The sequence below is a fragment of the Psychromonas sp. KJ10-10 genome (assembly GCF_047323245.1).
Taxonomy (GTDB): Bacteria; Pseudomonadota; Gammaproteobacteria; order Enterobacterales; family Psychromonadaceae; genus Psychromonas.
Genome location: NZ_CP178826.1, coordinates 2,570,295 through 2,584,070, shown reverse-complemented (window position 1 = coordinate 2,584,070; position 13,776 = coordinate 2,570,295). Strand labels below are relative to the sequence as shown.

7 protein-coding genes and 6 pseudogenes are annotated in these 13,776 nt (G+C 36.0%); 12 read left to right on the top strand and 1 reads right to left on the bottom strand.

Annotated elements, in window-relative coordinates:
- Positions 1 to 9 precede the first annotated feature (9 nt).
- The 9 genes and pseudogenes from pstA to secF all read left to right on the top strand — a co-directional run bounded on the left by pstA (position 10) and on the right by secF (position 10,002).
- Positions 10 to 1,666 (top strand): annotated as a pseudogene (gene pstA, locus ACLKMH_RS14895) (phosphate ABC transporter permease PstA).
- Between the two features lie 45 nt (positions 1,667 to 1,711).
- Positions 1,712 to 2,526: pseudogene (pstB, locus tag ACLKMH_RS14890) on the top strand (phosphate ABC transporter ATP-binding protein PstB).
- A gap of 116 nt (positions 2,527 to 2,642) precedes the next feature.
- Complete coding sequence (gene phoU, locus ACLKMH_RS14885) at positions 2,643 to 3,353, top strand: phosphate signaling complex protein PhoU (RefSeq protein ID WP_413698862.1); 711 nt, start codon at positions 2,643 to 2,645, stop codon at positions 3,351 to 3,353.
- Between the two features lie 423 nt (positions 3,354 to 3,776).
- On the top strand, positions 3,777 to 4,199 hold the full coding sequence (locus ACLKMH_RS14880; RefSeq protein ID WP_413698861.1) for a DUF4124 domain-containing protein: 423 nt from the start codon (positions 3,777 to 3,779) through the stop codon (positions 4,197 to 4,199).
- Between the two features lie 126 nt (positions 4,200 to 4,325).
- A pseudogene (queA, locus tag ACLKMH_RS14875) lies at positions 4,326 to 5,370 on the top strand (tRNA preQ1(34) S-adenosylmethionine ribosyltransferase-isomerase QueA).
- 156 nt (positions 5,371 to 5,526) lie between these two features.
- A complete protein-coding gene (gene tgt, locus ACLKMH_RS14870; RefSeq protein ID WP_413698860.1) occupies positions 5,527 to 6,657 on the top strand; it encodes a tRNA guanosine(34) transglycosylase Tgt in 1,131 nt (376 codons plus the stop codon).
- Between the two features lie 85 nt (positions 6,658 to 6,742).
- Positions 6,743 to 7,075, top strand: coding sequence for a preprotein translocase subunit YajC (gene yajC / locus ACLKMH_RS14865; RefSeq protein WP_413698859.1), 333 nt, complete (start codon positions 6,743 to 6,745; stop codon positions 7,073 to 7,075).
- A 96-nt stretch (positions 7,076 to 7,171) separates the two neighbouring features.
- Positions 7,172 to 9,034, top strand: a pseudogene (gene secD, locus ACLKMH_RS14860) (protein translocase subunit SecD).
- Positions 9,035 to 9,053: 19 nt separating this feature from the next.
- Positions 9,054 to 10,002: pseudogene (secF, locus tag ACLKMH_RS14855) on the top strand (protein translocase subunit SecF).
- 166 nt (positions 10,003 to 10,168) lie between these two features.
- On the opposite strand, the gene ACLKMH_RS14850 reads toward secF, so the two are convergent.
- Positions 10,169 to 10,447, bottom strand: coding sequence for a peptidylprolyl isomerase (locus ACLKMH_RS14850; RefSeq protein WP_413698858.1), 279 nt, complete (start codon positions 10,445 to 10,447; stop codon positions 10,169 to 10,171).
- A 197-nt stretch (positions 10,448 to 10,644) separates the two neighbouring features.
- Between ACLKMH_RS14850 and htpX the strand changes: the two are divergent.
- The 3 genes and pseudogenes from htpX (at position 10,645) to ACLKMH_RS14835 (ending at position 13,769) form a co-directional block, all read left to right on the top strand.
- Positions 10,645 to 11,527, top strand: a pseudogene (gene htpX, locus ACLKMH_RS14845) (protease HtpX).
- A gap of 259 nt (positions 11,528 to 11,786) precedes the next feature.
- A complete protein-coding gene (locus ACLKMH_RS14840) occupies positions 11,787 to 12,671 on the top strand; it encodes an ABC transporter substrate-binding protein (RefSeq protein WP_413698857.1) in 885 nt (294 codons plus the stop codon).
- Positions 12,672 to 12,746: 75 nt separating this feature from the next.
- The gene (locus tag ACLKMH_RS14835) at positions 12,747 to 13,769 is read left to right on the top strand and encodes a PAS domain-containing protein (RefSeq protein ID WP_413698856.1); all 1,023 of its coding nucleotides are present in this window, start codon (positions 12,747 to 12,749) and stop codon (positions 13,767 to 13,769) included.
- The last annotated feature ends 7 nt before the right edge of the window (positions 13,770 to 13,776 follow it).

The window sequence follows — 13,776 nt, the reverse complement described above, 5'->3', positions numbered from 1 at the left end:
GGAAAAAATATGAATAAGTGGTTTAAATCTGGTACACCTTGGATATGGATGACAGGTGGTGCAGTAAGTTTAAGTTTGATCATGGTGATCGGGCTGTTTGTTCTCATCGGTTGGCGTGGCCTAAGCTTTTTTGGCCAGCCACGGTATACCAATTTGATATGGTTGACGAACAAGGTCAACACAGCAATGTCATTGGTGAAATCTACGATAGTGAAAGTGTGCTTAAGCAACAATTGCTTGATGCGGGTATTACAGGGTTAGAAAATAAACCTGATACGTTAGAACGCTATTTGATTAAAGTAGGTAACCGTGAATATGTTGATCTAGATTTCCAGTGGATTTTAGAAACAGTTATTAATGATAAACATGTTCCTGAAGACATTGTTGTACTTGAACGCGTTAAAAACGGTAACTTCTACGGCTTTATTAAAGCTATTCAAGAGAACGGCGTCGCACTTCCAATCTCTGGTGATGAACTTGAGCTTGAATTGGCAAAACGCCTAGAAGTTACACAAGCTCTCAGTGATAAAGAGAAAGATCTTTTAACGGGTGATATAGGTCGTATTAACTACGAGTTAGATAGAATTCGACTACAACAACGTAAACTTGATTTAGACGGTGAATTAACCGATGCTAAAATCGCTGAGTTTGCAAATCAAAGCCAAGCTTTGAAGGATGAATATCTGGTACTTGAAAAGACCTTATTTGCTTATCGTGATGAAGCAAAACAAGATTCAGTCGTTATTACAGATATGACTGGCCGTGATGTTGTTATGCCAATCTCATATGTGCTAGATTTTTATCTACCAAATAAAATGTCTTTTATTGAAAAAGTACAACATTGGTTTCATCAAACAGCTAAGTTTATTAGCTCTGATCCTCGTGAAGCAAATACAGAGGGTGGTGTATTCCCAGCTATCTTTGGTACTGTGTTTATGGTTATGTTGATGGCTGTTATCGTGACACCTTTTGGTGTTGTTGCCGCCATTTATTTACACGAATATGCACCTAAAAACAGCATTACTAAGTTCATTCGAATTGCAGTAATAAACTTGGCAGGTGTACCTTCTATTGTTTATGGTGTATTTGGTTTAGGTTTCTTTGTTTATATTGTTGGTGGTAGTCTTGACCAATTGTTATATCCTGAAGCATTACCATCACCAACTTTTGGTTCACCGGGGTACTTTGGTCTGCATTAACATTAGCTATTTTAACTTTACCAGTTGTTATCGTATCAACTGAAGAAGGTCTAAGCCGTATTCCAAGCTCTTTACGCGAAGGTTCGCTTGCATTAGGTGCTACAAAATCTGAAACCCTATGGCGAATTATCGTGCCGATGGCAAGTCCTGCCATTATGACCGGATTAATTTTAGCGGTTGCACGTGCAGCTGGTGAGGTTGCACCCTTGATGCTAGTTGGTGTGGTTAAAATGGCACCTACGTTACCAATAGATGGTAACTTCCCATATTTACATTTAGAAAGAAAATTCATGCACTTAGGCTTCCATATCTATGATGTTGGTTTCCAAAGCCCTAATGTTGAAGTCGCTCGACCATTGGTATATGCAACTTCGTTTTTACTTGTAACCGTTATTATCGGGTTAAATTTAACAGCTATTGCGATACGTAATAATTTACGTGAAAAATATCGCGCACTAGAACACTAATAATTTAATCGCTAAATATATTTATAGAATTTGTAGGAATAAAAAATGATCACATTACCAGAATCAAGCACAGAAGCAGACGTTTTAGAACACCTAAGCTCAGATGAAACGGCGTTAGAAGTTAAAGACTTAGACCTTTATTATGGAGACAAACAAGCGCTTTTTGATGTTTCAATGAAAATACCAAAGGGCAAAGTAACTGCATTTATCGGTCCTTCAGGCTGTGGTAAATCAACTTTATTACGTTGTATTAACCGTATGAATGATTTAGTTGATATATGTCGTGTAGACGGAAGCATTGAGCTTCAAGGTATCAATATCTATGATAAGTCTGTTGATGTAGCGACGCTACGTCGTCGTGTCGGCATGGTATTCCAACGTCCAAATCCATTCCCTAAATCAATTTATGAGAATGTTGTTTACGGGCTTCGTTTACAGGGAATTACTGATCGTCGTATTCTAGATGAAACGGCAGAAAAATCTTTAAAAAGTGTCGCATTGTGGAAAGAAGTAAAAGACAGATTACATGATAATGCTTTTGGTTTATCTGGTGGTCAACAGCAACGTCTAGTTATCGCACGCGCAATAGCTATCGGGCCAGAAGTATTGTTATTAGATGAACCAACATCTGCTTTAGACCCAATTTCAACATTAACAATTGAAGAATTGATAACAGAACTTAAAGAGCAATTTACCGTTGTGATAGTTACTCATAATATGCAACAAGCAAGACACGTGTTTCTGACCAGACAGCATTTATGTACATGGGTAAACTTATCGAGTATTCAGATACAAATACTTTGTTTACAGCACCCGTTAAGAAACAAACAGAAGACTATATTACTGGGCGTTACGGCTAGAAAGAGTAAAAGTGTTGTTTAATTTGAAAGAGTTAAACAACATGTTCTCGTAACATTTTGGATGAAACTCCAAACAACGTAAATAATATAAAAGAATTTGTTAAAAGGAAATAATAATGGAAACGTTAGATCTTAACCGTCATATATCAGGTCAGTTTAATAGTGAATTAGAAAATGTTCGCAATCAAGTCATGCAGATGGGTGGTTTGATTGAACAACAACTTAATGATGCTTTAATCGCGATGGCTGATAATAATGTTGAATTAGCGCGCCAAGTTATCGCAAAAGATAAAGAAGTAAATGAATTTGAATCTACAGTTGATTTAGAATGCTCACGTATCATCGCTAAACGCCAACCAGTCGCATCGGATTTGCGTTTAATTTTAACGATAATGAAAACGATAACTGAACTTGAACGTATTGGTGACGGTGTAACTGGTATTGCATCTATGGTTATCGAAAACCAATCTAAAAAAGATGTGCCGTCTTTAATTGGTCTTGAGAATATGGGGCAGATAGTATTAAAGATGTTACATAATTCTTTAGATGCTTTTACTCGCATGGATATCGAAGCCGCTATTAGTATTCATAATGAAGATAAAAAAGTAAATCGTCAGTATGAAAGTATTTTACGTGAATTAATGACCTTTATGATGGAAGATCCACGTTCAATTCCGTTTATTCTAAAAGTATTAAACTCAGCACGTTCAATTGAGCGAATTGGAGATCGTTGCCAAAACGTATGTGAACAAATAGTTTTCTTAGTAAAAGGTGTTGATGTTCGCCATGCTACTGAAGAAGAGCTTAATTCAATTTTAGAAGATTGAACTTCTATTCTTTAGGCGCCTTCAAAATGAGAACTTTCCGCATTAATGCTGTCTAGTTCTCATTTTATATCTTATATTCATCATATATATAGTTACCTTTTAAATTCCCTTTCGTTATAATTGATTGTCCTACATAAATTTAATCACTGGACTTTAAATAACGTCATTACCTATACCCTCGTTTTATAACGAGTTTTATAACGAGTTTTATAACGAGTTTTATAACGAGTTTTATAACGAGTTTTATAACGAGTTTTATAACGAGTTTTATAACGAGTTTTATAACGAGTTTTATAACGAGTTTTATAACGAGTTTTATAAATCTAGAAATCAGATGCTTTAACTGCATGAACAACTACTTAGCTGTCATGATGTTAGATAAAATACTTTTTGATAAGCTTTAGAGTTTCAGGGATAGAAACAATGAAATTTTTTCTGTTAAGTTTAGTAATCATCACTTTATCCTCAATGTCTAATAATGATGCCCAAGCCGAAACTGTTTTCAGTTGGTTAGATGAAAATGGCGTAATGCATTTTACAGACAAGAAACCACCAGAAGTTGAAGTACAAGGTGATAAATTAACGACGAAAACAGTCGAAGTCACTAATATTCTAGAATCAGAGAATATCACCCCTAATAATGACAATGAAAATAATAGTCCTGATCCATTGCAAAGTAACAATATGCCTAGAAATGTGATGGTAAAAGAAGATACGAATGCCATTAATTCATCAACTGATCTAAGTGTCAAACAACAACCTGCTATACAAAAAGAAAATGTACAGATGACAACAAATGAAGCAAACCAGCCTATCGCTATTTTAGAACTTTCAAAAAATCAGTAGCTGTACATTAATCCTACAAAAGAATTATGGGTATATATAAACACTACAAATGGCCTTGCTTAATTTTGCACTTTTATTGAATACGGGTATACTGCGCGTTTTATTTTGGCGTTTGCGGAATCCCCTATGAAAGTCTCTGATTTCTCTTTTCAATTACCTGAATCCTTAATTGCACGTTATCCAAAAGCTGAAAGAAGTGGCAGTCGTTTACTTTCTCTTGATGGCGTATCAGGTGATATTACTCATCTACAATTTCCCGATATTATTGGACTAATAAACAAAGACGACTTACTTATATTTAATGATACCCGCGTTATTCCCGCTCGCTTGTTCGGTGAAAAAGAAACCGGTGGTAAAATTGAAGTATTAGTGGAACGAGTATTAGATGAAAAGTGTTTTTTAGCACATGTTCGTAGTTCGAAGTCTCCTAAACCTGGATGTAAGTTACGTTTAGAAAATAGTGTTGATGCCATTATGGTACAACGTCAAGGTGCACTTTTTGAAATTCACATCGAGGATGATAAGTCTGTTTTAGAAGTGTTAGAAAATATTGGCCATATGCCTTTACCGCCTTATATTGATAGACCCGATGAAGATGCTGATAAAGAACGTTATCAAACTGTTTATAACAAAAAACCAGGTGCAGTAGCGGCTCCCACTGCAGGATTACACTTTGATGAGAATATTTTAGAGCAACTAAAGGCCAAAGGAGTTGATTTAGCCTTTGTGACTTTGCATGTAGGAGCAGGCACTTTTCAACCGGTCAAAGTAGATAATATTCTTGAACACCATATGCATAGTGAATTTGCAGAAGTGTCTCAAGAAGTTGTTGATAAAATTATTGCCACTAAAAAGAAAGGCGGAAGAGTTATCGCTGTTGGTACAACATCTGTGCGTTCTATTGAAAGTGCAGTCTGACGCAACCTTGGCGAAAGGTAAACCGTTAGCCCCTTATTTTGCAGAAACCGATATATTTATTTACCCGGGATATCAATTTCAAGTGATTGATGCAATGTTAACTAACTTCCATTTATCTGAATCAACCTTATTAATGCTGGTTAGTGCTTTTTCTGGCAAAGAAAATATTGATAATGCATATAAAATTGCCATACAAGAAAAGTATCGTTTCTTTAGTTATGGCGATGCAATGTTTTTAACTAAGCATAAATAACTTAACCCTAAACATTTACAGTTTATTTTAAGTAAAACTTACTTTGTTCAATAAAAGTATGAGTAGGCAGTATAACTTTCTAATAAATTGAACTTTTGAATCAAATTTTACACTAAACCAAACTATGTCGGACTGTTTTTCTGACGAGGAATAAAAATGAAATATGAATTATTAGGCACAGATGGTCGCGCTCGTCGTGGTCGTTTAACCTTTGAACGTGGTACCGTTGAAACACCCGCTTTTATGCCAGTTGGTACCTATGGCACAGTGAAAGGAATGACCCCGGAAGAAGTTTCTGCAACAGGTGCGGAAATTTTATTGGGTAATACTTTTCACCTTTGGTTACGACCAGGGCAAAAAGTGATTAAACAGCATGGTGACTTACATGATTTTATGCAATGGAAAGGGCCGATCTTAACCGACTCAGGCGGTTTTCAAGTTTTCAGTTTAGGGAAAATGCGTAAAATCAAAGAAGAAGGGGTTTACTTTCGTAGTCCTGTCAATGGTTCTGAAGTATTCTTATCACCTGAAATTTCAATGGAAATTCAGTACGACCTTGGATCGGACATTGTTATGATTTTTGATGAATGTACGCCTTATCCAGCCACTGAAGATGAAGCAAATGTATCAATGAAGCTATCGCTCCGTTGGGCTGAACGCAGTCGTAAACGTTTTGATGAGCAACAAAACCCAAATGCCTTGTTTGGCATTATTCAAGGTGGTTGTTACGAAAATTTACGTGATGAGTCGCTAGAAGGTCTTGAGAAAATTGGTTTTGATGGATATGCCATTGGTGGGCTTGCTGTTGGTGAACCTAAGGAAGACATGCATCGAATCTTAGATCATGTTACTACAAAAATTCCAGCTGAAAAGCCTCGTTACTTAATGGGCGTTGGAAAACCGCAAGATTTAGTCGAAGGTGTGCGTCGTGGTGTTGATATGTTTGACTGTGTCATGCCAACACGTAATGCCCGTAATGGACATTTATTCACAACAGATGGTGTAGTTAAAATTCGTAACGCTAAACACCGAGAAGATACAAGTCCTTTAGATGCAGAATGTGACTGTTATACCTGTAAAAATTATTCTCGTGCTTACCTATATCACCTTGACAAATGTGGAGAAATTTTAGGGGCGCGTTTAAATACGATCCATAACCTACGTTACTATCAACGTTTAATGAAAGGTTTGCGTGATGCCATTGAGCAAGGTACATTAGACGAATTCGTTGATACTTTTTATAAACGCATCGGTGTTGAAAAACCAGTACTAAACGAAAAGCAGTAAATAGATTAAAAAATCGTCACTTTAGGGTGGCGTTTGTAATAAACCTATAATAAAACAACATTAATTTTAATTTAAAGGAAATACAATGAGTTTTTTCATTTCACAAGCACATGCGACTGAAGCACCACCAGAGGGAAGCCCTTACCAATTTATTTTCATGATGGTTATTTTTGCTGGTATTTTTTACTTCATGATTTATCGCCCTCAAGCTCGTCGTACTAAAGAGCATAAAAACCTAATGAATAGCATGGGTAAAGGCGATGAAGTTTTAACAAGTGGTGGTTTAATTGGCCGTATCGTTAAAATCAGTGATGAAAACGATTATGTTCAAATTGAACTAAACGAAAACAACGTTATTTCGCTTAAAAAAGATTTTATCTCAGCAATTCTGCCAAAAGGCACGATGAAATCTATCTAGTTAAATGAGGTGAGACGGTCAAAAGTCTCACCTTTTTTTCATGCTGATCACAAATATCAATGTCATTGTGATTAGCAGTACATAAAGGACTGTATTGTGTTAAACAAATATCCCCTGTGGAAGTACCTGTTGCTCGGCTTCATTGTACTCTTCACATTACTTTACGCAGCGCCAAATTTATACGGCGAAGATCCCGCAATTCAAATTTCTGCAACCCGTGGTGCAAAAGTCGAACTAGCCACACTTAGTAAAGTAGAAACATTATTAAGTGAAGCGAACATCACGCCTAAAAGTACAGTACTTGAAAATGGACAAATATTAATTCGTCTTAATTCAAATGAAGATCAACTCGTTGCTAGAGAAACAATTGGTGATCAATTAGGCGACGGCTTTGTTAGTGCACTTAACTTAGCGTACCGCAACACCAGCATGGTTAGAAGCAATCGGTGGCGCTCCTTTGAAATTAGGCCTTGACCTACGTGGTGGAGTTCATTTCTTAATGGAAGTTGATATGGACGAAGCTATTGCAAAGGCGCAAGAGCAGATGGTTCAAGATTTCCGTGTCGAATTACGTGAACAAAAAATTCGTTTTCGTGGTATTCGTGAAGATAGTAGCGAAACAGGGGTTGTTTTACGTTTTACAGATCAAGCAACATTAGATGAAGCTGAAGCACATTTAAAACCACTTAACCCAGGTTTTCTTTTTACAGATACAGAAGAAAATGGTGAATTCATTTTAACCATTGCAATGGGCGAAGAAGAATTAAAAGCGACTAAAGATGATGCATTACAGCAAAACTTAAGCATTTTACGTAATCGTGTTAACGAGTTAGGTGTCGCTGAACCACTAGTACAACGTCAAGGTACAGACAGAATTGTTGTTGAATTACCAGGTGTACAGGATACTGCTCGAGCGAAAGAAATTTTAGGTGCAACAGCCACGCTTGAATTTCACGCGGTTGATTCCGACACTGATATTAATGACGCTTTAGCAGGTCGATTACCTTCTTCAAGTGTTGTTTACAAAGAGCGTAATGGTAATCCAGTTGTGGTGAAGAAAAGTATTATCTTAACCGGTAACCACATCGTAGATGCTCAATCTAGTAACGATGAATATGGTCGTCCGCAGGTAAGTATTTCTTTAGATTCTCAAGGTGGCAGTAAAATGTCTCGCTTTACTAAGGACAACATTGGTAAACCAATGGCGACTTTATTTATTGAATACTTACCAACGGGTAAAACAAAAGCAAACGGTAAAGCTGAAATCGGTAAACGTGAAGAAATTGCTAACGTTGCGACTATTCAAGCGCAACTAGGACGTAGTTTCCGTATTACTGGTTTAGATAATTCAGCAGAGGCGCATAACTTAGCTTTATTACTACGTGCCGGTGCATTGATTGCGCCTATTCAAATCGTCGAAGAACGTACCATTGGTCCAAGTCTTGGTAAGCAAAACATTGATAATGGTGTTAAAGCCATGGTTTATGGCTTACTTGCCGTTGTTATCTTTATGTTCTTCTATTACCGTAAATTTGGCTTAATTGCAGATGTTGCGTTGGTTTTAAATATCATCATGATAGTGGGTTTAATGTCTATGATACCAGGAGCAACATTAACGCTACCAGGTATTGCAGGTATTGTACTAACCGTTGGTATGGCGGTTGATGCTAATGTACTTATTTTTGAACGTATTCGAGAAGAAATAAATGCTGGTAAATCTATACAACGAGCAATTAATGAAGGTTATTCAAACGCATTTTCTACTATAGCCGATGCAAATATCACCACATTAATCACAGCAATGATCTTGTTTGCTGTTGGTACTGGACCAATTAAAGGTTTCGCAGTAACACTAATGATTGGTATTGCTACTTCTATGTTTACTTCTATCTTCGAACGCGTGCTATTGTTAACGCATTTTGGGGCGGACGTAATGATATTAAGAAACTTTCAATTTAAAACGGATTAAGGAAATATTATGTTTGAATTATTTAAAGCGAAATCTCCTATTCGTTTTATGAAATATTCAAAGCCAGCATCTTGGCTTTCAATATTATTAATTGTTGTTTCAATTGCTTCGCTTGGTATTAATCGCATTAACTGGGGACTTGATTTTACCGGTGGTACATTAATCGAAGTAGGCTTTCAGCAACCGGCGGTTTTACCTGATATACGTACAAGTTTATCGGATGCAAGCTTCCCTAACGCTATTGTGCGAGCACTTTGGTAGTAGTCATGAAATCATGATCCGTATTCCACCAAAAGATGGTGTAAAAGGTGTTGTGATTGGTACACAAGTACTAGAAGCATTACAAGTCGCTAATTACGGCGATGTTGATATGCGTCGTATCGAGTTTGTTGGACCAAATGTTGGTGAAGAATTAGCGGAAGATGGTGGTCTTGCCATTATCATTGCGCTTATTTGTATCATGATTTATGTGAGCATGCGTTTCGAATGGCGCTTAGCGGCGGGGGCGGTACTAGCACTTGCACACGATATTATTCTAACACTTGGTGTTTTCTCGTTATTCCAATTAGAGTTTGATTTAACGGTTTTAGCGGCGTTGCTTGCTGTAGTGGGTTATTCGTTAAATGATACTATTGTTGTATTTGACCGTATTCGTGAAAACTTTAGATTGATGGCAACTTCAACACCCGATGAAATCGTTGATAATTCGTTAACGCAAACGCTTAATCGAACTATGATCACTTCATGTACAACTATATTTGTATTAATTTCATTATTTGTTGTTGGTGGCGCTTTGATTCATGGATTCTCAACGGCATTATTGATTGGTATTGCTGTAGGTACATATTCATCTATATATGTAGCTAGTGCACTTGCTGTTAAATTAGGCGTTAGCCGTGAGCATATGATTCCAGAAGTGGTTGAAAAAGAAGGTGCCGATCAAGAGCCTTTGATGTAATAGATTTTTCTAGCAGTACAAATAAAAATACCACTTTAAAAGTGGTATTTTTTTGTCTTGAATTAAGAGCCTCGAGAGGCGAATAATTAGCTTCGAAAATATATTAACGAAATTCGTAGCTTATGTTTATTCGTAGCTCAAGACTAGAAGCTCGTGAATATTTAAACTACGAGCGAGCAGTTACTTCTAAAAGGTGGTAACCGAATTGTGTTTTAACAGGGCCTTGAACTTCACCGATTGGCGCACTGAAAACAACTTTATCGAATTCTGGTACCATCATACCTGGGCCAAACTCACCTAATTCGCCACCTTGAGCACCTGATGGGCAAGTTGAATGCTTTTTAGCTACTTCTGCAAAATCAGAACCCGCTTCAATTTCACTTTTCAGTGTTAAACAACTTTCTTCAGAACTAACTAAGATATGACGAGCACTTGCTAAAGCCATGATTATTTCCTTTTTATAAATAGTGAAGACGCACGATAAAGTAAAAATTGAGATCAATCAATATTTAGCTTGCAAAAAACAACAAAGGTCATATTATGTCTAAGTGAAATCACTTTTTGGTTTTATTAATTGTCTACTTTGAACAGCTTATGAACGAATAGCATTAATGAGTAGACTTGTTACATTTTGAGGTAATTATGAAACGTATTATTCTATTTTTAATGACAAACTTAGCCGTTGTATTGGTATTAGGTATTGTATTAAATATTATTTTTGCTTTTACTGGCATGAACTCTCGAAGTACAGGAGGCCTGTTAATATTAGCGATGGTGTTTGGTTTTGGAGGTTCATTAATTTCCTTAGCACTTTCAAAGTGGATGGCAAAGCGATCTACCGGTGCCATTGTCATCGAGTCTCCTCGTAGTGAAACAGAAGTATGGTTACTTAAAGTTGTTAAAGCGCAATCTCAAAAAGTAGGCATAGATTGCCCTGAAGTTGCAATTTATGACGCACCTGATGTAAATGCATTTGCTACAGGTATGAACAAAAATAAAGCACTAGTTGCTGTTAGCACTGGTCTGTTAAATAATATGACTCGTGATGAAGCTGAAGCCGTTCTAGCACATGAAGTAAGCCATGTCGCTAACGGTGATATGGTAACACTTGCATTAATTCAAGGTGTAGTGAATACATTTGTTATTTTCCTCGCACGAATTGTCGGTGGCATTATTGACAATTTCTTAAGTGGCAACCGAGATGAAGAGTCATCGGGACATGGCTTTTCTTACTTCATTATCGTATTTGTGTTAGAAATGGTGTTTGGTGTATTAGCGAGTACCATTGTTATGTACTATTCAAGAAAACGCGAATTTAGTGCAGATAAGGGCGTCTGCATCATTAGTTGGAAAAACCAAAATGATTGTCGCTCTAGAGCGCTTACAAAAAGGGCGTGAACCAGAGCTTGAAGGTAGTTTAATGGCCTTTGGTATTTCCGGTAAACGTAGTGGTGGTTTGTTCATGTCTCATCCGCCTCTAGAAGACCGCATTGACGCATTAAAAAACATGCAAGAAACCTTTTAAGTGAAGGTTTCATTTAAAAATTTTTAACTAAACCAACCACTAATATTACTAAAAAAACCGTTATTTACTTTTAAATAGCGGTTTTTTTGTATCTGTATTTCTGTCATCATCACAACTATTTTTCAATATATTGACTACATTTTAATGTGTTAGGCTTCTATGATTCTACCAAATTTAAAATCTAAGCTTATAGCAATGCTATTTTGCTCACTGTTATTTCTCTTTGCCTGTCAGCCATATAAACAAAAATTGATGGTAGGTGCTTGCGCCTTGGCCTAATTTCGAATTTTTGTTTTTAGCGGGTGAATTAGGCTACCTGCCAAAAGATCAATACTCATTATCGGAACTACCGTCCTCAAGTAGTGTCATACAAGCATTTCAAACAGGAAAATTAGATGTTGCATTCCTTTCACTTGATGAGGTACTAACACTTGTCGCTTTGGGTATTGATTTGAGCATCATTTCAGTGATTGGACAATCAACAGGCGGGGATGCCTTGCTAGTTAAGCCTGAAATAAAAACTATCGAAGATTTAAAATGGCATTCAATAGGTTATGAAAATAAAGCGGCAGGAGCATTGTTATTAAATGAGTTATTTTCGTTGTCTAATTTGAATAATCAAACCCTACAATTGTTTGAAGTTAAACAAAGCGAAGCAAAAGATGTTTATATGCAGGGCAATATCGAAGGCTTGATTGTTAGGGAGCCTGAAAAACAGCAATTATTACAACTCGGTGCACGTGAGATACTTAATTCAAATGTATTACAACATCGAATTACACATCTTATGGTGGCACGGAAAGAAATATTACAAAGTAAAGAGTCACAATTGGTTTATTTATTAAAACGTTTTTACGATGCTTATGATTATTATTTACAGAAACCAGAAGATGCACTAACAACTATTGCTGTGCGTCTACAAATTTACCCTTATTTATTAGAAGAATCCTTTAAAGGAGCGAGTTTTATCGAACCAAAGGATGCGTTAATGAGATTATCAGGATCTCCATCGAATGTTGAATTAAAAGCAAATCAACTCAGTAAATTTATGACTGAAAAAAACATGCTTGGTAAAATCCCAAATGATTTTCATTCTATTATCTCTACACGAATTTTAGAGAGTGTTGTTTATGCAAAACCTTAATAAATTTTCGCTTAATATTATTATTCCATCGATTATATTTTTTATATTTTTGCTTTTACTTGGCACGGTTTTTTTGTGGAACAACAGACAGCACAAAAAAAGTTATATAGTGAAAAAGAACAATATATCAAAGGCATTGCAGGTAATTTACAAACAACTTTATCTAATTCCTTAATGCGTTTAGAAAAAGCTCAGGCACAAAACATAGTATCTGAAACTGCACTTGACCAAAACTTTAAGAGTATCGCGGTTGTAGACCATAACCAGCAGATTGTATTAAGTAACAATTTACGTAACAAATATATGTTTGCAAAACTTCAATTGAAGTATTACGACGGTGATTTACTTAATCAGGTAATTGAAAAAAATGAATTCATTTTTCAATACAATAAAATTTCTCAGGATTTGATTGTATATGCACCTATGCAAATGTTATCAAAAGGAAACAGTTTAAATCGAAAATTTAATGGTTTAATTTTCATTCGTTACTCATTAACCTCGGCGATTACTGATCTTAGGTATCAAGCATTATTTTCGCTAATAAAAATGACAGTGATCCTTTTAGTCAGTTTATTCGTTCTTATTTATATTATGAATAAATTTGTTGTTTTACCCTTAAACAAATTAATTCAAGCCACAAAATCTTCTGATTTAAATAACCTGACTCAAGTTAACTTAACAGCATGGGGTGAAATAGATGTTTTACAACGCACTTTTTCTAGTTTAATGCGTTCTGTTAAAAGTAATATCGAAGAAATTTCTGACAACGAACAACGACTGTTATACGCTTTAAGTGGTTCACGAGATGGTGTCTGGGATTGGGACATAGAAAATAATAGTATTTATTATTCAGATCGCTGGAAAGAAATGTTTGGTTTCAAAAATGAAGATATTAATGATGCTATCGAAGAATGGGAATATAGAATACATGAGGATGATTTAACTTCTGTTGTAATGGCTTTAAGTAATCACTTTAGTGGTGAAAACTCTTTTTTGAAAGCACACATAGAGTTCGTTGCCATAATGGAGAATATCGTTGGGTTGTTAGCCGTGGGCAAACTGTTTCTTGGGGTGGTAATGGTTTACCTTTACGTATAATCGGTAC

What these genes read in the sequence shown, in the direction of transcription:
- yajC (WP_413698859.1), top strand. Translation starts at nt 6,743, where the DNA reads ATGAGTTTTTTCATTTCACAAGCACATGCGACTGAAGCACCACCAGAG.
- phoU (WP_413698862.1), top strand. Translation starts at nt 2,643, where the DNA reads ATGGAAACGTTAGATCTTAACCGTCATATATCAGGTCAGTTTAATAGT.
- tgt (WP_413698860.1), top strand. Translation starts at nt 5,527, where the DNA reads ATGAAATATGAATTATTAGGCACAGATGGTCGCGCTCGTCGTGGTCGT.
- ACLKMH_RS14880 (WP_413698861.1), top strand. Translation starts at nt 3,777, where the DNA reads ATGAAATTTTTTCTGTTAAGTTTAGTAATCATCACTTTATCCTCAATG.
- ACLKMH_RS14850 (WP_413698858.1), bottom strand. Translation starts at nt 10,447, where the DNA reads ATGGCTTTAGCAAGTGCTCGTCATATCTTAGTTAGTTCTGAAGAAAGT.